Origin of the sequence: Microbulbifer aggregans, from assembly GCF_020524005.1 — a bacterium.
GTDB classification, from domain to species: domain Bacteria; phylum Pseudomonadota; class Gammaproteobacteria; order Pseudomonadales; family Cellvibrionaceae; genus Microbulbifer; species Microbulbifer aggregans_A.
Genome location: NZ_JAIVKK010000015.1, coordinates 1 through 17,266, shown reverse-complemented (window position 1 = coordinate 17,266; position 17,266 = coordinate 1). Strand labels below are relative to the sequence as shown.

General features: G+C 53.9%; 20 protein-coding genes and 1 tRNA gene. 6 read left to right on the top strand and 15 right to left on the bottom strand.

The window, feature by feature from the left end; translation table 11 throughout:
* Window positions 1-190: 190 nt before the first annotated feature.
* Window positions 191-1,585 (top strand): serine hydrolase domain-containing protein, encoded by a 1,395-nt coding sequence (locus LC093_RS19410; RefSeq protein ID WP_226668876.1) that lies wholly within the window; start codon window positions 191-193, stop codon window positions 1,583-1,585.
* On the opposite strand, the gene LC093_RS19405 is transcribed toward LC093_RS19410, so the two are convergent.
* Window positions 1,557-2,480: a tellurite resistance TerB family protein gene (locus LC093_RS19405; RefSeq protein WP_226668873.1), complete on the bottom strand. Its 924-nt coding sequence runs from the start codon at window positions 2,478-2,480 to the stop codon at window positions 1,557-1,559. The two genes, LC093_RS19410 and LC093_RS19405, sit on opposite strands and share 29 nt — an antisense overlap.
* A 160-nt stretch (window positions 2,481-2,640) precedes the next feature.
* On the opposite strand from LC093_RS19405, the gene LC093_RS19400 reads away from it, so the two are divergent.
* Complete coding sequence (locus tag LC093_RS19400) at window positions 2,641-3,621, top strand: calcium/sodium antiporter (protein WP_226668871.1); 981 nt, start codon at window positions 2,641-2,643, stop codon at window positions 3,619-3,621.
* Window positions 3,622-3,626: 5 nt separating this feature from the next.
* On the opposite strand, the gene LC093_RS19395 is transcribed toward LC093_RS19400, so the two are convergent.
* From LC093_RS19395 to LC093_RS19360, 8 genes are all read right to left on the bottom strand, one after another.
* Window positions 3,627-3,947: a chaperone modulator CbpM gene (locus LC093_RS19395; protein ID WP_226668869.1), complete on the bottom strand. Its 321-nt coding sequence runs from the start codon at window positions 3,945-3,947 to the stop codon at window positions 3,627-3,629.
* Window positions 3,947-4,939 carry a DnaJ C-terminal domain-containing protein gene (locus LC093_RS19390; RefSeq protein ID WP_226668868.1) on the bottom strand — a complete coding sequence of 331 codons (993 nt, stop codon included), beginning with the start codon at window positions 4,937-4,939 and terminating at the stop codon, window positions 3,947-3,949. The genes LC093_RS19395 and LC093_RS19390 overlap by 1 nt, the downstream gene beginning before the upstream one ends.
* Window positions 4,940-5,034: 95 nt before the next feature.
* A complete protein-coding gene (locus tag LC093_RS19385; RefSeq protein ID WP_226668866.1) occupies window positions 5,035-5,796 on the bottom strand; it encodes an OmpW/AlkL family protein in 762 nt (253 codons plus the stop codon).
* 619 nt (window positions 5,797-6,415) lie between these two features.
* Complete coding sequence (locus tag LC093_RS19380) at window positions 6,416-6,721, bottom strand: BolA family protein (protein ID WP_226668864.1); 306 nt, start codon at window positions 6,719-6,721, stop codon at window positions 6,416-6,418.
* A gap of 13 nt (window positions 6,722-6,734) precedes the next feature.
* Window positions 6,735-7,517: a co-chaperone DjlA gene (gene djlA, locus LC093_RS19375; RefSeq protein ID WP_226668862.1), complete on the bottom strand. Its 783-nt coding sequence runs from the start codon at window positions 7,515-7,517 to the stop codon at window positions 6,735-6,737.
* 190 nt (window positions 7,518-7,707) lie between these two features.
* Entirely contained in the window at window positions 7,708-8,976 is a 1,269-nt protein-coding gene (locus tag LC093_RS19370; RefSeq protein WP_264193217.1) for a sodium ion-translocating decarboxylase subunit beta, read from the bottom strand.
* Between the two features lie 57 nt (window positions 8,977-9,033).
* The gene (gene oadA / locus LC093_RS19365) at window positions 9,034-10,821 is read right to left on the bottom strand and encodes a sodium-extruding oxaloacetate decarboxylase subunit alpha (RefSeq protein WP_226668856.1); all 1,788 of its coding nucleotides are present in this window, start codon (window positions 10,819-10,821) and stop codon (window positions 9,034-9,036) included.
* A gap of 72 nt (window positions 10,822-10,893) precedes the next feature.
* A complete protein-coding gene (locus LC093_RS19360; RefSeq protein ID WP_226668854.1) occupies window positions 10,894-11,142 on the bottom strand; it encodes an OadG family protein in 249 nt (82 codons plus the stop codon).
* Window positions 11,143-11,417: 275 nt separating this feature from the next.
* Between LC093_RS19360 and LC093_RS19355 the strand changes: the two genes are divergently transcribed.
* Both LC093_RS19355 and LC093_RS19350 read left to right on the top strand, forming a co-directional pair.
* Window positions 11,418-12,443, top strand: a complete 1,026-nt coding sequence (locus tag LC093_RS19355; protein ID WP_226668851.1) for a tRNA dihydrouridine synthase — start codon at window positions 11,418-11,420, stop codon at window positions 12,441-12,443.
* 213 nt (window positions 12,444-12,656) lie between these two features.
* Window positions 12,657-12,733: transfer RNA gene (locus LC093_RS19350), tRNA-Arg, on the top strand.
* A gap of 76 nt (window positions 12,734-12,809) precedes the next feature.
* Here the strand turns inward: LC093_RS19350 and LC093_RS19345 are convergent.
* The 5 genes from LC093_RS19345 to LC093_RS19325 all read right to left on the bottom strand — a co-directional run bounded on the left by LC093_RS19345 (window position 12,810) and on the right by LC093_RS19325 (window position 15,729).
* On the bottom strand, window positions 12,810-13,193 hold the full coding sequence (locus LC093_RS19345) for a GFA family protein (protein WP_226668846.1): 384 nt from the start codon (window positions 13,191-13,193) through the stop codon (window positions 12,810-12,812).
* Between the two features lie 115 nt (window positions 13,194-13,308).
* A complete protein-coding gene (locus LC093_RS19340; protein ID WP_226668843.1) occupies window positions 13,309-13,641 on the bottom strand; it encodes a hypothetical protein in 333 nt (110 codons plus the stop codon).
* A 140-nt stretch (window positions 13,642-13,781) separates the two neighbouring features.
* Entirely contained in the window at window positions 13,782-14,081 is a 300-nt protein-coding gene (locus tag LC093_RS19335; protein WP_226668840.1) for a hypothetical protein, read from the bottom strand.
* A gap of 106 nt (window positions 14,082-14,187) precedes the next feature.
* Complete coding sequence (locus tag LC093_RS19330; protein ID WP_226668837.1) at window positions 14,188-14,451, bottom strand: hypothetical protein; 264 nt, start codon at window positions 14,449-14,451, stop codon at window positions 14,188-14,190.
* Between the two features lie 966 nt (window positions 14,452-15,417).
* Window positions 15,418-15,729 carry a hypothetical protein gene (locus tag LC093_RS19325; RefSeq protein ID WP_226668835.1) on the bottom strand — a complete coding sequence of 104 codons (312 nt, stop codon included), beginning with the start codon at window positions 15,727-15,729 and terminating at the stop codon, window positions 15,418-15,420.
* A gap of 507 nt (window positions 15,730-16,236) precedes the next feature.
* Between LC093_RS19325 and LC093_RS19320 the strand changes: the two genes are divergently transcribed.
* A complete protein-coding gene (locus LC093_RS19320) occupies window positions 16,237-16,479 on the top strand; it encodes a type II toxin-antitoxin system ParD family antitoxin (protein WP_066963070.1) in 243 nt (80 codons plus the stop codon).
* Window positions 16,476-16,778: a type II toxin-antitoxin system RelE/ParE family toxin gene (locus tag LC093_RS19315; protein ID WP_226668833.1), complete on the top strand. Its 303-nt coding sequence runs from the start codon at window positions 16,476-16,478 to the stop codon at window positions 16,776-16,778. Before LC093_RS19320 ends, LC093_RS19315 begins: the two co-directional genes overlap by 4 nt.
* A gap of 155 nt (window positions 16,779-16,933) precedes the next feature.
* Here the strand turns inward: LC093_RS19315 and LC093_RS19310 are convergent.
* Window positions 16,934-17,266: transposase (locus LC093_RS19310; protein ID WP_226668831.1), on the bottom strand; the 333-nt coding region annotated here is incomplete at its 5' end.

The window sequence follows — 17,266 nt, the reverse complement described above, 5'->3', positions numbered from 1 at the left end:
GCAGACGGTCTCACAAAGCTATACCCGGTATCGGCACCTTCGCGGCAACCCAACTCCTTGAAAACCTTACCCCTAAAACCGACATTCTTGGCCGCCCTTAACCTGCCGACTTCAACATCCCGATTGTTAAAATCCTCGAAGTCATGCACGCCGAACCACCCTCTTTGAGTTTTGAGAGAAAACAATAACAATGAAAAAAATTCTGCTCACCGCCCTCGCCGGCATTGCCACCCTGGCCGTTGCACTTACCCTGCTTGCGCCAACCCTGCTCGGCTTCTCCATTACCAAGCTAGGCGCAGCGGTGGAAGTCGCCACTGGCATGGGCGCCAAACTGGCCTGTTCCGGGCGCTTTGTATCCGGGTTTTCTCCAGAACAGAACCTTGAGGACCTCGCCTCCTACTCACCGGCCAACCAGCTGCTGAACCTGGAGTACGACGAGAGCGCACAGAAGGTCAGCGCCTCGCTACTTGGCCTCGGCCATACCAGTGCCAGCTACCGGGAAGACCTGGGCTGCACCCTGGATATCGGCGATACCGGGCCACTGGACCGGATCACGTTCACCGAACTGGCGCCATCGGACGCACCCTGGCCCGCCGGCAATGGCGCACCCAACACAGATCCCGAGTGGCAACAAAAGCTCGACGCGCTGCTCGCCGCAGACAACGCCGCCGGTTTCCAGACCCGCGCGCTGGTACTGATTCAGGATGGTGAACTGGTGGCCGAGTCCTATGCAGAGGGGATCGGCCCACACACCCCATTGCTGGGCTGGTCCATGGGCAAGAGCCTCACCGCAATGATGATCGGACGGCTGGAACAGCTGGACCTGGTGACCGGCGAACCCTTACCGGTATTTACTCAGTGGAAGAATGATGCGCGGGCGGCAATCACCCTGGACGACCTGCTGCACATGTCCTCAGGTCTCGCCTTTGACGAAACCTATGCGCCCGGTAGCGACGCGACCCGCATGCTGTTCAATACCGACAGTGCCTCAGGCGTAGCGCTGGCAAGCCCAGCCGAACACGCACCGGGTACGCACTTTTCTTATTCCTCCGGCACCACCAACCTGCTGGCACGCTGGATCGGCAAACGCCTGGGGGAAAGTCCCCAAAACAGCGTGGACTTTTTCCGCAATGAAATTCTGCGCCCGCTGGGAATGCGCGATACGGTGTTTGAACTCGATCCGAGCGGTGTGTTCGTGGGCAGCTCGTATATCTACGCTTCCGCCCGTGACTGGGCCCGCCTTGGCCAGCTCATGCTGAACAAGGGGCAATGGCAAAACCAGCAGTTGCTCAGTGAAGATTGGGTGACACGCGCCCAAGCACCGAATTCGAGTGAGAATGAGCCCGGCTACGGCTACCAGTTCTGGCTGAACAGCAATGGCGACGAGCTGCGCTTCCCGGAATTGCCTGCGGGTGCCTACTTCATGCTGGGCAACCGCAAACAGGTCGTAATGATCTCACCATCCACGAACACCGTGGCGGTAAGACTCGGTTGGAGCGCCGGCGAATACCCTACCGGCGCCAATTTCGCCCAGCTGTTACCGGCCTCCGCGAGCACTACCCCCGAGGAATCTGCTGCTCGATAACCCGGGCGGCGTCTTCGGAGATCCCCAGCCGCTGCGCCAGACTATCCAGGTACTGGCGCTCTTGGGCATTGTCAGGATTGATGGTCATCGCCGAAACCAGGTACAGGTTGAAGGCGGTGGCCGGGTCATTGACCTCGGCAACCACATCATCCAGCCCCACCGGATTCGTCAACAGGTTCCGCAACCCTTCCAGATCGCTGCTATCCACCTGTCCCTGCAACGCCTGCAAGATATTCTCCTGCTCCTGAGCATCGATACGTCCATCAGCCTGGGCCGCAGCAATCATGGCTTTCAGCATGGTTTCCGCCTGCTGGTCATCACCGCCCTCCGCACCGGAGTCAGCATCCACAAATCCGAATAACCCACCCTTGCCGCGGGGCTGCATCTGCTGCCAGCTGCCTGGGCTGGATTGCGGTCCCTGTGGCCCCTTCTGACCGAACTTGCCATCGGCGCGCCCGAAAATCTGGCCGAGAATATCACCCAGCCCCCCGCCGGCTGCACCACCAGTGGCGCCACCTGGTGTGCCACCCTGTTGTTGCTGCTTTTGCATCTGCTCAAAGATACGCCGCGCCATCTCCATCAAGACTGCCGCGCCGCCAGCCCCGGCACCGGCTGGAACCGCACCGCCAAATATATCGCCACCGCCCGGCCCTTGCGGCGCTGCCTGCCCACTGGGAGGCGTCTGCCCCTGCCAACCGCCCCCCAGCCCCCCTGGCTTGCCAGCGCGGGCCAGGATGTCATCCAGACTGGGACCATCCCCGCTATCAGGTGCGGGAACCTTGCTAAAATCAGGCGGAGGGGTACCGGGCGCCGGCGCCTGCTGCGCGCGGATTTTTTTATTCAGCATGGAAATACCGGCTCCAATGAGCGCACCGAGCAACAGTTTTTTGTTCATCTCCGTTCACCTGTTTGCTTAACAAGAGCTGCCCAAACTGTAGGGTCCCCCCAAAAACCCCACCACTGCCGCGCTGCAACTGGCTCCCAGAGCCGCTACAATGCGCACCGCAAATAGCCAACCCCGCCAAGCGGCTGAATTAAGAACAACAAGGACAACTATGATCCTCCCAATCATTGCCATTCTCATCGGATTTGCCCTGCTGGTATGGAGTGCCGACCGCTTTGTAGAAGGCGCTGCTGCAACTGCCGGCCACGCGGGTATGCCGCCACTGTTGATCGGTATGGTTATCGTCGGCTTTGGCACCTCGGCACCGGAAATGGTGGTTTCCGCAATCGCGGCACTGGACGGAAGCCCAGGACTGGCTCTGGGTAATGCCTACGGCTCCAACATTACCAACACCGGCCTTATCCTGGGTATCACCGCGATGCTGATCCCGTTGAGTGTGCACTCCAAGATCGTGCGCAAAGAGCTGCCTTTGCTGCTGGCGATCAGCTGCCTGACGGGCGCTTTCCTGTGGAACGGCGGGCTCGAGCGCTGGGAAGCAATCGTACTGCTGGCGGGTTTTTTCGGCCTGATTGGCTGGTCTATTTATTCTGCCCTGACCGGCAAAGGCGACATCATCGAAAGCAATATCGAGGAAGAGCTGGAAACCCATGCCATGCCCCTCGGCAAAGCGATTTTTTGGGTAGTGGCAGGACTTATTCTGTTGATCCTGAGCTCCCGCCTGCTGGTTTGGGGAGCGGTTACTATCGCCCAGCAACTGGGCGTCAGTGACCTGATCATCGGCCTTACCATTGTCGCTCTTGGCACATCGCTTCCGGAGCTGGCAGCAACCGTAGTGGCCGCACGCAAGGGAGAACACGACATCGCAATTGGCAATGTTGTCGGCTCGAACATGTTCAACCTGCTCGCGGTCATTGGCATCGCCGGTGTCATCGCGCCCATGCCGGAGGTTCCCCACGAAATCGTCACCCGTGACTGGCCAATGGTGGTCGGACTGACCATTGCCCTGTTTGTATTTGCCTACGGCTTCCGGGGCCAGGGCCGGATCAACCGCTGGGAGGGCCTGGCGCTGTTACTGGCGTATGTGGCCTACACCACCTATCTGATTGTGGAGATTACTCAGCAGGTGCAGTAAGTTCATCACTCATCCCGACTCTCCAGGCGCTGTAAACGCGCCTGGAGGCGTTCGATCTCTTCCAGCAGCTCGATTGCGAGCGCCGCACCCGCCAGGTTCACGCCCAGATCCCGCTCCAGGGTATAAACCCGCCTGACCCGCCGCACGCAAATGCCACTGAACCGCCAGCGCGTGGCGCGCCCCTGAGGCTCGATCACGCCCTCCTCTACCAGAGCCAGAATATGCTCGGCCGGTAACCCACAGGCGCGGCAGAGTTCACTCAGTGTCAGTTCACTGGACTCGTCCAGAATGGCCGGGATGATTTCATCGGATTGCTGTCGATCCATTATGCGCCTCCCCTTTGGCCAGACGGCCCCCTCGGATCAAAGCTGAATGCCTCGCTGAATTGTCGGTAGGCCGCTTTTTCTGCTTCCGTTGTCGCCGGTGGCGTCACTATGTCGAGCACCACATACAGGTCCCCGGGCGTTTTCGCGGGTATCCCGCGCCCTTTCAAACGCAACTTGCCGCCCGTCCGGCTATTCGGCGGTACTGTCAGGTGCACGTCGCCGCAGGGCGTTGCCACTTTCACCTTGGCTCCCAATGCCGCCTCCCACGGTGCAACGGGAAGATCCAGGTACACCGAAGCCCCTTCGACGCTATAGCGCCCGTGAGGATTGAAGTGGATTTCCAGGTAAAGGTCGCCGGGCTTCCCTTCGCCCATTCCCGGCTCTCCCTGCCCGGCGAGGCGTATCTGCTGTCCTTCCGTTACCCCTTTGGGAATTTTTACGTTGAGCTTCCGCTCGCGAATTTGTGGTCTGCCATCCGCTCCCAGCTCAGAATGCTTGAGGGCGATCTGGCGCGTGGCACCGTGGTAACTGTCTTCCAGATCAATAAAGATTTTTGCGTAGGTATTATTGCCATGAGCGTGGAAGGTCCTTCCGCCAGCATAACCCCCTCGCGCAGCGCCATCACCGCGGAAACCACCCCGGCTGAATCCTCCACGCCCGAACAGGCTTTCAAAAAAATCGCTGAATGCTTCCGGGTCGGCTTCCGTATAGCCGCCGCCATGAAACTCAAACCCCTGGTTCCAGTCCGGTGGCGGCCGGAAGTCCTGGCCCGCATTCCACTTACCGCCAAGCTGGTCATAGGCCGCACGCTTTTCCGGATCCTTGAGTACTTCGTAAGCCTCATTCACTTCCTTGAAGCGATCTTCGGCTGCTTCTTCCTTGCTTACATCCGGGTGGTATTTGCGCGCGAGTTTGCGGTAGGCCCGCTTGATTTCATCTTGCGCAGCATCGCGTTTGAGCCCGAGTATCTGGTAGTAATCCTTGTATTCCATAACTGCGAAAAGCCGTTGTAACGGCTAATAAAGGTAGCAATAAAAAAGGCACCCAATGGGTGCCTTTTCCGCTCATCCTTGAACGAGCAACTCTTTTAGAAAGAGTAACCTACGCCCAGGTTGAATACCCAGGGGCTGTAATCCACATCGCTCACGGTTGCACGACGAGTGATGGACGGATCGTTTGATTGCGGATCCTTGTAGTAGAAGTCGATGTCAGTATCCGCATCGATGTAGAGCACGGCAGCGTTCACAAGGAATGCGCTTTCGCGTCCAAAACGGAAATCAACACCGATTTGACCGGTTACACCCCATGAGTGACCGATACCAACATCCACACCATTAACCGCGAGGTCGTTGGCGATCAGCTCGTCATTGAGTGCGCGGGAGAAGCCTGCATCGCTAAAATCGGTGTAGTTAACACCAATACCAACGTAGGGCTGCCCCAGGCAATCACGGCTCAGCGGATACCAGTTTACAAATGCATTGGCATAGCTGGCATCAAAATCGCCAACATCAACATCGCTGATGTCGTAGATGATGTTTCCATCACGAATGCGCTCCAGATCCATGTCATGGTTGGTTTCGCCGATATACATCAGCTCAACGCCCCAGTGTTCAACTGGCAACCAGGCTCCGGAAATATTCCAGGTAGTATCACTATCGATATCGAAATCTTCGTGAATTCTACCGTCATCAAAACGCAGATCATTATCGCTGTCATCCGGATCAACCCAGCTGGCACCAACCCGAACGACAAAATCACCCTCATCCCACATGCCTGCCGCAGCCTGTTGGGCACTAACGAGTGCAGCTACAGCGATTGCAAGCGGTGTCAGAACGCGTGTCATTTTCATTGAGAACTCCATCGTATTCGGCAAATTAAACAGCAATTAACCCAATCACTTCTCAGTCTAGACACGGGATCGCAGCACTGTAGAAAAAACAACCAAAAAAAATGCCGATAAAGGGAACTTATATGTTCTGTTGTCGTACAAGTTATCTATTACGATGGGAACAACGACTGGCGCCATTTTATTTTTTGCAAAAAAACAAACCGCTTACGGAAATTTTCACGCCACGAAGAAATAATTTCACGCCAAAATAAACCGAAATGAAAAGTTTAACGCCACGAAAAACATCGGCTTGAAATAGGATAGGAAATTTTCCGTCACCCATTCAGGCGACATTCAAGTCGAGAAAGGAAGGCCAGCGCGAAAGTAAAGAAGTGTTTAACCGGGAAAAATGGCGGAAAAATCCTCAACTCGCGACCAGACTCCCGAACTTTTGGCATCCCTTTTATCTTGGCGAAATAACACAATCCGAATTACAGGCCGCCTATGCCTACAAGACGTCGGGATGAGTGGGTTTCAGGAAGAGCGAGGCCCTGAGGGGGAGAGGGCCTTAAGTAAGAGAGCAGCAGACACAAAGAAAGAGAAGGCGCACCGGCACTTGCCAGTACACCTTTATAAGTACTTACACCTTACTTCCACCAAGGCACTGGGGACTTTCAGGTGCCTGCCCCTGCCATTCATCGGCCGAAAATAAATGCAGCGCCAGCGCGTGAATCGGCCCGGCCATCTCATCCGCAAGTACCCCGTACACTTTCTGGTGCCGCTGAACTTTGCGCACACCAGAGAATGCATCACTCACCAGCACCACCCGAAAATGCATCTCAGCCCCTTCCGGCACATTGTGCATATGGCTCTCACAGGCCACCTCCACATGGGTGGGCGCAAAAGCTTCGGTGAGCTTGCTTTGAATGGTTTCCGCCAAAGACATACGTCGAACTCCGTTAATTAACTGCCGCCTCGCGCTTGCGCGCGGCCGCAATAGTGTCGTAAGCCACCGTCACACTCTTCATTTGGTCTTCCGCGTGGCGCATGAATTCGTCAGGCAACCCCTTCGCCGCCAGCTTGTCCGGGTGGAACTCCGCGGCCTTGCGGCGGTAGGCCAGTTTGAGCTCACGATCACTGACATCCGGGCTGCATTCAAGAATGTCGTAGTGCGCCTGCAACCCACCGCCCTGTCCGGACGCACCGCCACGGCCGAACTCTTGGAACATCGCTGTGAAAATGGATTCGTGCAATCCCAGGGATGCTGGAATCCGGCGCAGGATCTGCTCTTCTGCCGGGTGCAGTTCACCGTCGGCAAACGCAACCGCAAATAGAAGGCGGTAGACCATCTCACGCATGGCCTGGTTGCGGATCAACTGGCGATACTGCTCCGCATAATCGTAAATGGTGTAATTGTCCGATTTGGCATTCTGGAAGATCTTGATCGCCTGCTCACGATCTTCCCCGGTGAGGCGCAGGTTGTTCTTGATGAAGTCATCAACAAGCTGGATCTCAGCCTTGGATACCTGTCCGTCCGCCTTGGCCATTTTCGCCAACATGGAAAACAGCGCGACAATAAATACGGTTTGCGCACCATCCTTATTCAGGGTTATGCCCGCTTCCGCCATTCTCTTCAGCCCGGATCCAAACGAGCTGCCAACCCAGGCACCCAGCGCGGCACCTATTGGCCCACCAAACATCATGCCGATGCCCGCTCCGATACCGGCTCCCAACCAGGACATAACCTCTCCTTCCCGCACCTTAGCCAAGGTGCCCAATGGCCAAAAAAACGGCGATCATATTACCACGGCGCCGGACTTTAAGCCGCCGGTATGAACACAGCTTCCGACCTCTCGGTCACAGACTGATGATGACCACAAAAAAACCCCGCCGAAGCGGGGTTTCTCTATGGATCCCAGAAGGCCAACGGCATCAGCCGGTCATCGCGCGAACCATCGTGATCATGACACCGGCAGCAACCGCAGAACCGATCACCCCCGCCACATTTGGACCCATCGCGTGCATCAGCAGGAAGTTATGCGGGTTTGCTTCCAGCCCCAGCTTGTTGGATACCCGCGCCGCCATAGGAACCGCGGAAACACCGGCGGAGCCAATGAGCGGGTTGATCTTGGTTTTACTCACGGCATTCAACAGCTTGGCCATCAAAACACCTGTCGCGGTACCGATCGCAAATGCGACGATCCCCAATGCCAGGATCCCGAGCGTCTTCGGATCAAGGAACTTGTCCGCTGCCAGCTTGGAGCCCACAGACAGACCAAGGAAGATGGTGGTGATATTGATCAGTGCGTTCTGCGCGGTGTCGGAAAGGCGATTAACCACACCACTCTCACGCATCAGGTTGCCGAAGCAGAACATACCCAGCAGAGGAGCCGCATCCGGCAGGAACAGCGCAACCAGAATCAGCAGCACAAGCGGGAACACGATTTTTTCGCGCTTGCTAACGACGCGCAATTGCACCATCTCGATCTTGCGTTCCTGCTCGGTGGTCAGCGCACGCATAATCGGCGGCTGAATAAGCGGAACCAGGGCCATATACGAATAGGCTGCTACCGCAATCGCCCCGAGCAGATCCGGCGCCAGCAGACTGGATACATAAATGGCCGTTGGGCCATCCGCACCACCGATGATACCGATAGCCGCAGCATCCGCGATGGAGAAGTCCATGATCCCTGCGGCAGACATACCCACCGCTCCCAGCACTGTCGCAAAGATGCCGAACTGTGCCGCCGCACCAAGGAACAGCGTGCGCGGGTTCGCGAGCAATGGACCGAAATCGGTCATCGCGCCTACACCCATAAAGATCACCAGCGGCGCAACACCCGAGGCAATCGCCACCGAGTAGAAGTTGTACAGCATACCGTTGCTAAACCCGGCATCCTGGGCCACCTGGGCCGCCCGCTCATAAGCCGCAGCAGGTGCAGACTCCAGCGCAGCCTTCAGCCCCTGCATCGACTCGAAACCGCCGAGACCGAGCGCCTGCGCAATCTGCCCCAACACCCCGGCATCGCCGGAGTGCATTGCCGCCTCAACCGCCGGAACCGCCAGGTTGGCGCCCGGGATATTGGCCAAGATGCCGCCGAAGCCAATCGGCACCAACAGCAAAGGCTCGAAGTTTTTACGAATGGCCAGAAACAGCAGGCCCAAACCGACCAGAATCATCACAAACTGGCCAGAAGACATTTTGTAGGCGCCGGACGACAGCCATAGGTTTGTTATATGTTCCACATCGTCCCCCGATTACGCGATGGTCAGCAGGTCGTCGCCCACCGCCACGGAGTCGCCTTCCTTGACACTGACACCAGTCACACTGCCGGCGCGCGGGGCGCTCACGGCCGTCTCCATTTTCATCGCTTCGAGAATCACGATGTTTTGCCCTTCGGAGACCTGCTCGCCGGGCTTCACCAGCACTTTGAAGATATTGCCTGCCAACGGCGCCTTTACCGGCTCGCCACTACCTGTGGCAGGCGCAGACGCTGATTCTGTCGCGCTCGAACTACCTCCGAGCTCAACCATACCGGTGAGATCGCCACCGTCAGACACAGTAACGGAGTAGCTCTTACCCTCCACGGAAACGGTGTACACCGCCTCCCCTTTATCGTTCTTTACCTCGGAACCTTCATTGCCAGTTGGAACAGGCTCAAAGGCAGCCGGGTTGCCACGATTTTTAAGGAACTTGAGACCGATTTGCGGGAATAGTGCATAAGTCAGCACATCGTCAATCTGCCCTTCGCCTTCGCTCAACGGGATATTGTCTTCGACGGCCTTTTGCTGAAGTTCAATAGCAAGCTTGTCGAGTTCCGGTGCCAACAGATCCGCAGGGCGGCAAGTTACGGGCTCAGCGCCCTCAAGCACTTTATCCTGCAACTCTTTATTGACGTCAGCTGGCGTCGCGCCGTATTCCCCTTTCAAAACCGCAGCGGTTTCCCTGGAAATGGATTTGTAGCGCTCGCCCGTCAATACGTTCAGCACCGACTGGGTACCAACAATCTGCGACGTCGGCGTTACCAGCGGGATATAACCCAGGTCTTTACGTACACGCGGGATTTCTTCCAGCACTTCGTCGAGACGATCACCTGCGCCCTGTTCGCGCAACTGGTTTTCCATATTCGTCAACATACCACCGGGCACCTGCGCCACCAGGATTCGGGAATCCACACCACGCAGGGAGCCTTCGAACTTCGCGTACTTCTTGCGGACCTCGCGGAAGTAAGCGGCAATCTCTTCCAGCAGATTGATATCCAGACCAGTATCGCGCTCGGTACCTTCCAGAATTGCCACCACCGCTTCTGTGGGGCTATGTCCATAGGTCATCGACATGGAGGAAATCGCAGTATCAATATTGTCGATACCCGCTTCGATACATTTCAGCGCAGTAGCCGTTGAAAGACCGGTTGTGGCATGGCACTGCATATGGATCGGGATATCCAGTGCAGCCTTCAGCTTTGTCACCAGCTCGAAGCCTTCATACGGGCGCAGCAGGCCGGCCATATCTTTAATGGCAATCGAGTCTGCACCCATGTCTTCCAGCTGGCGCCCGAGATCCACCCACATATCCATGGTGTGAACCGGGCTTACTGTGTAAGAGATCGTACCCTGCGCATGCTTGCCCTGTTTTTTTACGGCAGACAATGCTGTTTGCAGGTTGCGCATATCATTCATTGCGTCAAACACACGGAAGACATCAACACCGTTTTCTGCAGCGCGCTCGACAAATTTCTCCACTACGTCATCCGCATAGTGGCGGTAGCCAAGAATATTCTGCCCGCGGAACAGCATCTGTTGCGGCGTATTCGGCATCGCTTTCTTTAGTTCGCGAATTCGTTCCCAGGGGTCTTCACCCAAATAACGGATGCAAGAATCGAAGGTTGCACCACCCCAGGACTCCAGAGACCAGAAACCAACTTTATCCAGCTTCTCCGCAATGGGCAGCATGTCGTCCAGCCGCAGGCGGGTTGCGAATAGCGACTGGTGGGCGTCGCGCAGGACTACGTCAGTAATCCCCAATGGCTTTTTAACCTCAGTCATGGGTCGTCTCTCTCGGAAAATGTTCTTGGAAATTTAAAAGTGAATTGCGAATAAAAAATCACTTAAACTCATTTATCGACGTCTGTTGCGATGCTGTTCGATCGCAGCCTGAATGATTTTACGCAGACGAAGATCACCGGCAGCACCGGACGCAGGCGTGCTTACTGGAGAAGCGGCCACAGGCTCCGCCTCGGGGAATAAACGGGTAACGACACGGGACATGATGGTGGTACAGATCACCAGCACGAGCAGAAAGGTAAATACGATGCCCATACCGTACAGCGTGATATCCAGCCCTTGCTGCAGTAATGACTCCTGCACGATCACCCCCTTTGTTATTCAGGATATTTTTATTCGGTTCAAAATAGCGGGCGTTATTATCAATATAAGATCCCTTCAAAATCAAACACTTATTAGTTACAGAAGCAACCAAGAAACACTATATAAGTGGGCAAATCGATCATTTTGATTATCAATTTCGATAATCGGCCCTTCGCAGGATAAACCTACAGGGATCCTCAATTAAGACTCACGCCCACGGCCGGAAAGCCGTACAATTATCGACCTATCGTAAAGCCCCGCTGTAGATTGCTTTCATGACTATTGCCATACCCAGTAACAGTGCACCTGCGCCACACCCCGAGGTTCCCCGCATATATCAGGCACCCATGGAAGGCGTTATTGACCACCACCTTCGCGCACTCCTATCGGAGCTAGGTGGCATCGATATTTGCGTGACAGAATTTGTCAGGGTCACCCACACTCGGCTGCCTCGCAGGGTATTTACCCGCCTTTGCCCAGAACTGGAAAGTGGCGCCACCACCCCAAGTGGCATTCCCGTGCGCCTGCAGCTTCTCGGCGGCAATCCCCTGCCCATGGCGGAAAACGCAGCGCGGGCAGTCGCCGCCGGCGCCAAGGCCATCGACCTCAATTTCGGCTGCCCGGCCAAATCGGTCAACAACAGCGACGGCGGCGCCTGCCTGCTGCGCACGCCCCACCGGGTGGAAGCCATCGTCTCTGCCGTACGCAACGCCGTGCCCCCGGAGATCCCTGTGACCGCGAAAATCCGGCTTGGTTTTGAGGATCGCAGTACCTATTTGGACAACGCAAGAGCCGCAGAGGCCGGTGGCGCTTCAGAGCTCGCTGTCCACGCACGCTCAAAGGTAGACGGCTACCGCCCGCCGGCCTATTGGGAATACGTCGGAGAAATTAACGACCAACTGACTATTCCAGTCGTTGCCAACGGCGACATCTGGAGCCTTGAGGATTTCAAACGCTGCCGGGAAGTGACCAATTGCAAGGCATTCATGTTCGGTCGCAGCTTGCTGGCCCGGCCTGATATCGGCCTTCAGATCCGCGCCTACTGTGAAGACCAGCCTTACACACCAATGACTTGGCAGGAAGTGGCTACCCTGCTCTACCAGTACCATCAGACTACCTGTTCACACTACCCGATCAAATACCGGGGAAACCGGGTAAAACAGTGGCTTGCTTACCTCAAGCTTACCTATCCCGAAGCAGGTATCTTCTTCGACAAAATAAAGCGCCACCGGGAGGCAGAGATACTGGAAGCAGCCTTTGCTGAACAGTTGGGAGACCTGCGCAAAATCGAGGCCGCCTAACCCCTAGCCCCCTCAGGTAAAAAAGTTTTTCAAACCTCTTGCAAAGGGGACTGAGGAACGGCAGAATGCGCGCCCTATCGAATTGAACCAGCCCCAGGCTGGAAACCAACAAGTTCGGTAACTTGCGGATTTTTAAAGAGTTTTTGAAAAATTCCTTTAAAAAAACAGTTGACGAAGCACAAGTGAGTCACTATAGTTCGCAACCACAACGACGCGCTCGTAGCTCAGCTGGATAGAGTACCTGGCTACGAACCAGGCGGTCGGAGGTTCGAATCCTCCCGAGCGCGCCATACAGGAACCCTGAACTCGCAAGAGTTCGGGGTTTTTTTATTGCCCCCTGCTACCCCCCCAAAAAAAGCCACGCCCCTACTCCTCCCGGCTTTTATGCACCAAAGTATGAGCGTGCTGCTCCCAGTTTTGACCATCAAACTCGGAGACAGTGACCGAAACGGGCTGATCATCCAAACAATGCACATTTACGTCCACCCCGTCCGGGTTAGAGCGAGGGATATAAAACGGCTTGACGCCACATGTCCTACAAAATGTGTGTTGAGCCACCCCGGTATTGAAGGTATAGGTCGACAACGCCTGCTCACCTTCAACCAGAGAAAAGCGACTTTTGGGCACGATCAAGTGCAAATAGCCGGATTTTCTGCAGATAGAACAGTTGCAGTAATCCGCTTCAATCCTATCCGGAGCTTCAACCTCGAATACCACCGCGCCGCAATGGCAACTCCCCCTGTATATCATGACCGCTCCTTGAAAGTGCGCTTATCAATATAAATTTTCCGCCTACACGCGCCCCCAAAACACAGACGCCGCAGACCCGGGTAGACATAGGCCCAGAGCAAGCTGCTCGGGCTTATCAGACAAATGCTCGCACCAGAGCGATCGCGAACCCCGCAACCATAGTAACCACACCCAAAATGAGGCCAAACTTCACTCGACGCGCCTTGGCAAATGCCCTCCTACCCTCTTCTAAAACATCTGCATTCTCCGAATCCACAAATTTTTCAGCCAGGATCCAGCTAAATAGCGACAAAGTATTTCCAAGATCCGAGAACGAAAAGCCTGAAGGTGAACCAATTTTCTTCCAAGTTTCCGGCTCGGACTCTTTTAACAGACCAGCTAGCCCTGGGAACCGAATCTGCAAAACGCTACCGGCTAAAATCAGGAACCCCAATATTGCAATGAACATTATTCCACCCCGACTCAAAACGCTGCCAACGGGCAATTTAAAGTGTGCGCATCTCACGTGAAACAAGAACGCGATGAACTAAGTGCCAAACAAGCCTTGCACCAGGAGCCCAAAGCCCCGAAACAAGCGGGCTGAATTTATTAGGGCCAACCACTGGACTCAACTTCCGGCTCATCTTCTGAAAATAGACTAGAAACCCAGCTACTTACTAGAAGCACCACCCCAAGTGCCATATTCGCATCATCAAAGTCATCGCGATCTTTGGCTGTTTTAGCTTGCCGTTCAAGATCCTCCGCCCTGCTGTAGTTGTTATTTTCCCTAGCCTCTTCCGCCTGACGCTCCAGTGAATTTACTCGCCGCTCTCTTTCAAGCAACCCTTGAGAAGCACAACCCGCTAACATGCCTACGAGCAGAACCGAAAGTATGATTTTTTCCTTCATATGACTGAGTTTTTCCTAACTTTAAGTGTTTCAAAGTAATGGCTAATGATTACGTTGTGCAGCAAACCGACAGAAAATGTACGCCCCGCAGACCGGGCTTGGGCCGCTAATTATTAGACACAAAATCTTCAGCCCCACTATTCATTCGCCAGCGGGTAAAACCCCGAATATTAATAAGCATGAATATAAAATTCCCCACAGCCATACCAATGCTATCCATCCATGCTAAACCCAGGAATATCCACACCACATTTGAAACAGCGAAAACGATAAAACCCCATTTATTCTTGTTTCCCAACATATACACTGAAAGTAGGCTCAGTCCAATCCCAATCCAATCAACTAAATAATATTCAAAAAGGCTATCCATCAGATCCTGCTAACCCTAGATATTTAACAACAATCACCGCACCAGTCCGCACCGGCCGTAATAACGGCGGCCTAGCTATGCTACTGGCTGACAACCACCAGCTTTCAGCACTCGCCTAGTAGGAGTATGCTCCTTTTTATTACCCCTGATACATCTCCGTGTTAATCCGAAACAGGACTATACAAGGTGTCTAATAAACGTGGGCAAGTCTTACACATAACACCGCCGGCAGGGGCAGCTTACCTTGTGTATGTTTACACGAAAATGGGAGCGCAGCGACCCGTACAAAACTTGCACAAGGTAAGCTGTCCCGCGGAGGGCCGATGGCCCGGAGGAAATTGCCCGCCTTGTTAACTGGCTCTACCACCGTACTGTGACCTCAGTACCTTATGCCGGTGCGCGAAAATGAATCGGTATACAGGACCAAGAATGTATGCCAATAACGGTAACCTACAATAGAACTCGACACTATCCGTAATCCGGTACGATACTCCGTATCTCGAGATTACCCGATGATGCCGCCAATACCTATTTGTCAGAGAACTAGACTCTTCCATAAAACCTCGCTGACGATCGACATTTTTAAAAAAGAACTTATGTCTATCCATCGGGAAGAACCCAAACAGAAGTATCCAGCTTGTAAAAAGTGTCTGCCCTTCAGGCCATTCGAAAATCGGTTTTTTCGACCAGACGCTAGGAGCAGTCATATGAACAAATGGACTTAGCTCGGTATTCACACCATCCATAGTAAGTAGCTCGACAATGTCATCAGAGTTGATATCCAGAGTACTCGATACTTCGAATTTCACTGTGATAGCCCGTGATAATTAACGCCGCGATCAGCGGCAGCTTGCTTTGGGCGCTTTATGCGCAAAAATAGGAGCGAAGCGACTTGTGCATAAAGTGCACAAAGTAAGCTGCCGGATGGAGGCCTGTAATGCCGGAACGAAATGCCTCGCCTTGTTGTTATGCATGTTCTTGGATGAAGGCTCGTAACTCCTCTGAAAGCGAAGAGAAGTCTTCAGTTGATACGAGACCTTCTGAAACTATAAGTGCAAGATGTACTCTTGCATTGGAGCGCCTCAAATCATCAAAAATCAACGCTAACCTTTTGTGATGAGTTTCGGCCATTTTATAAACGTAAAGAAACTTTCCGTGCCTAGTGGAGCTATCTTTAGAAATAGCTTCACCTATATCAGACAGAGCTCTATCACAAAAGACTTCAAGCGCCTTTTCTTTTATCTTCTTTACTTTTTTCCAGTCTGCTTCAGAAATCATATTATTCTCGATAACACATAACGCCCGGTTTAAGGGCGAACTTGGCCCTGCGGAGCAGCGGAAAGGCCGTCCCTGCCCCGAAAGCGATCTTGCCCCGATAAAACGGACACATCCCTTCTATCACTCAGCGACCAGGAGACAACCTTCCTGCTGTAGCGATCCATGACTACCAAAGATAACATTGTAAGTCTCACCTATTTCCAATATCGAATCCCCCGCCTGACCTTATGGAACAAGGTTCCGTACTGATGAGTTTCTTGCACGTAACTGGTCGAATTGACGCAACCGAGATGTCTTTGCCAAATTTGCACCGGATTCACATAACGTCACGAGCAGCGGCAGATTACTTTGGGCGCTTTTTGCGCGAAAATGGGAGCGCAGCGACCGCGCAAAAAGTGCGCAAAGCAAGGCGTCGGCTGCAGCACCTTGTTAAGTGCATGTCCGGAGTACTTGACAACCCGCCCACTCGATACCATATTTAGGTACTTATTGGTACTAGGAGGCGCTATGGCCAAGAACACCAGCATGACCCTAGGGTCACATTTTGATGAATTTATAGCCAAAGAAGTCGCCAGCGGCCGCTATGGCTCTGCAAGTGAGGTGGTTCGTGCAGGCTTGCGGTTACTCGAAGACACCGAAACCAAGCTGGAAACACTTCGCTCACTGTTGCAGGAAGGCGAGGAAAGCGGTTTCACCGATTATACCTATGAATCATTTATTGCTGAGCTTGATGAAAAGAAAACTCCATGAGTTCATTTAAGCTAAGCCGTAAAGCAAAAAGTGACTTGAAAGGTATTGCCAATTTTACTGAGCGGCGCTGGGGAGTGGCCCAGCGAAACGTTTACATCAAACAGTTCGACGATGCCTTTCACGACCTCGCCGCGTCTCCACTATCTGGTGTGAGCAGTGAAAATATTAAATCCGGCTATCGAAAAATTCCGCACGGCGCTCATATTATTTTTTACAAAATTGGTGAGAATGACTGCGTTGAGATCATAAGAATTCTGCACCAAAGTATGGATGTAAAATCGAAGCTCCCGAGCACTTAACGAGCCTGTAGAAAAACGACTTCCGTCGTCGCCAACTTTTGGCCCTTTCTGATTATTTTGATGCGCTCAGGATTTAAGCACACTTCTTTAACATAATCACACTTGTGCGTACTTTCCGGATATTTGGGCGTCATCAGTGTGGATAACCCTGTTAATCAATGGATAGCACCGTAGTTCATCAACTTCTCGATGTTATGCACCAAACAGAACATCCGCCATTGTCCCTGTACCTTGTGTTTGCCACGCAACGAGAAGCGATTCAATCGCTTGTTGGTGCCGATATTCCCGAATACCGGTTCGACAACAGACATACGATGACTGTATATTGTTTTGCCTTCCAGACTATCAATCCGCTTTTTCATCCAGTCTGTCGCCGTCTTTCCGTTTGTCCAGGTAAAAGACACCTGCCGGCCGTGTCCATCGCGTGTATCCGCCGATGCGGGATTACGCATGCACTGGTTTTTGAGCGGGCAATGTCGGCAGTCTGT

Excerpts from the sequence above, each read along its gene's own strand:
- LC093_RS19370 (WP_264193217.1), bottom strand. The coding sequence starts at position 8,976 with ATGTCTTCTGGCCAGTTTGTGATGATTCTGGTCGGTTTGGGCCTGCTG.
- LC093_RS19330 (WP_226668837.1), bottom strand. The coding sequence starts at position 14,451 with ATGGATAGCCTTTTTGAATATTATTTAGTTGATTGGATTGGGATTGGA.
- LC093_RS19340 (WP_226668843.1), bottom strand. The coding sequence starts at position 13,641 with ATGTTCATTGCAATATTGGGGTTCCTGATTTTAGCCGGTAGCGTTTTG.
- LC093_RS19400 (WP_226668871.1), top strand. The coding sequence starts at position 2,641 with ATGATCCTCCCAATCATTGCCATTCTCATCGGATTTGCCCTGCTGGTA.
- LC093_RS19380 (WP_226668864.1), bottom strand. The coding sequence starts at position 6,721 with ATGTCTTTGGCGGAAACCATTCAAAGCAAGCTCACCGAAGCTTTTGCG.
- djlA (WP_226668862.1), bottom strand. The coding sequence starts at position 7,517 with ATGTCCTGGTTGGGAGCCGGTATCGGAGCGGGCATCGGCATGATGTTT.
- LC093_RS19390 (WP_226668868.1), bottom strand. The coding sequence starts at position 4,939 with ATGGAATACAAGGATTACTACCAGATACTCGGGCTCAAACGCGATGCT.
- LC093_RS19385 (WP_226668866.1), bottom strand. The coding sequence starts at position 5,796 with ATGAAAATGACACGCGTTCTGACACCGCTTGCAATCGCTGTAGCTGCA.
- LC093_RS19345 (WP_226668846.1), bottom strand. The coding sequence starts at position 13,193 with ATGATATACAGGGGGAGTTGCCATTGCGGCGCGGTGGTATTCGAGGTT.
- LC093_RS19335 (WP_226668840.1), bottom strand. The coding sequence starts at position 14,081 with ATGAAGGAAAAAATCATACTTTCGGTTCTGCTCGTAGGCATGTTAGCG.
- LC093_RS19395 (WP_226668869.1), bottom strand. The coding sequence starts at position 3,947 with ATGGATCGACAGCAATCCGATGAAATCATCCCGGCCATTCTGGACGAG.
- LC093_RS19320 (WP_066963070.1), top strand. The coding sequence starts at position 16,237 with ATGGCCAAGAACACCAGCATGACCCTAGGGTCACATTTTGATGAATTT.
- LC093_RS19405 (WP_226668873.1), bottom strand. The coding sequence starts at position 2,480 with ATGAACAAAAAACTGTTGCTCGGTGCGCTCATTGGAGCCGGTATTTCC.
- LC093_RS19355 (WP_226668851.1), top strand. The coding sequence starts at position 11,418 with ATGACTATTGCCATACCCAGTAACAGTGCACCTGCGCCACACCCCGAG.
- LC093_RS19315 (WP_226668833.1), top strand. The coding sequence starts at position 16,476 with ATGAGTTCATTTAAGCTAAGCCGTAAAGCAAAAAGTGACTTGAAAGGT.
- LC093_RS19410 (WP_226668876.1), top strand. The coding sequence starts at position 191 with ATGAAAAAAATTCTGCTCACCGCCCTCGCCGGCATTGCCACCCTGGCC.
- LC093_RS19325 (WP_226668835.1), bottom strand. The coding sequence starts at position 15,729 with ATGATTTCTGAAGCAGACTGGAAAAAAGTAAAGAAGATAAAAGAAAAG.
- oadA (WP_226668856.1), bottom strand. The coding sequence starts at position 10,821 with ATGACTGAGGTTAAAAAGCCATTGGGGATTACTGACGTAGTCCTGCGC.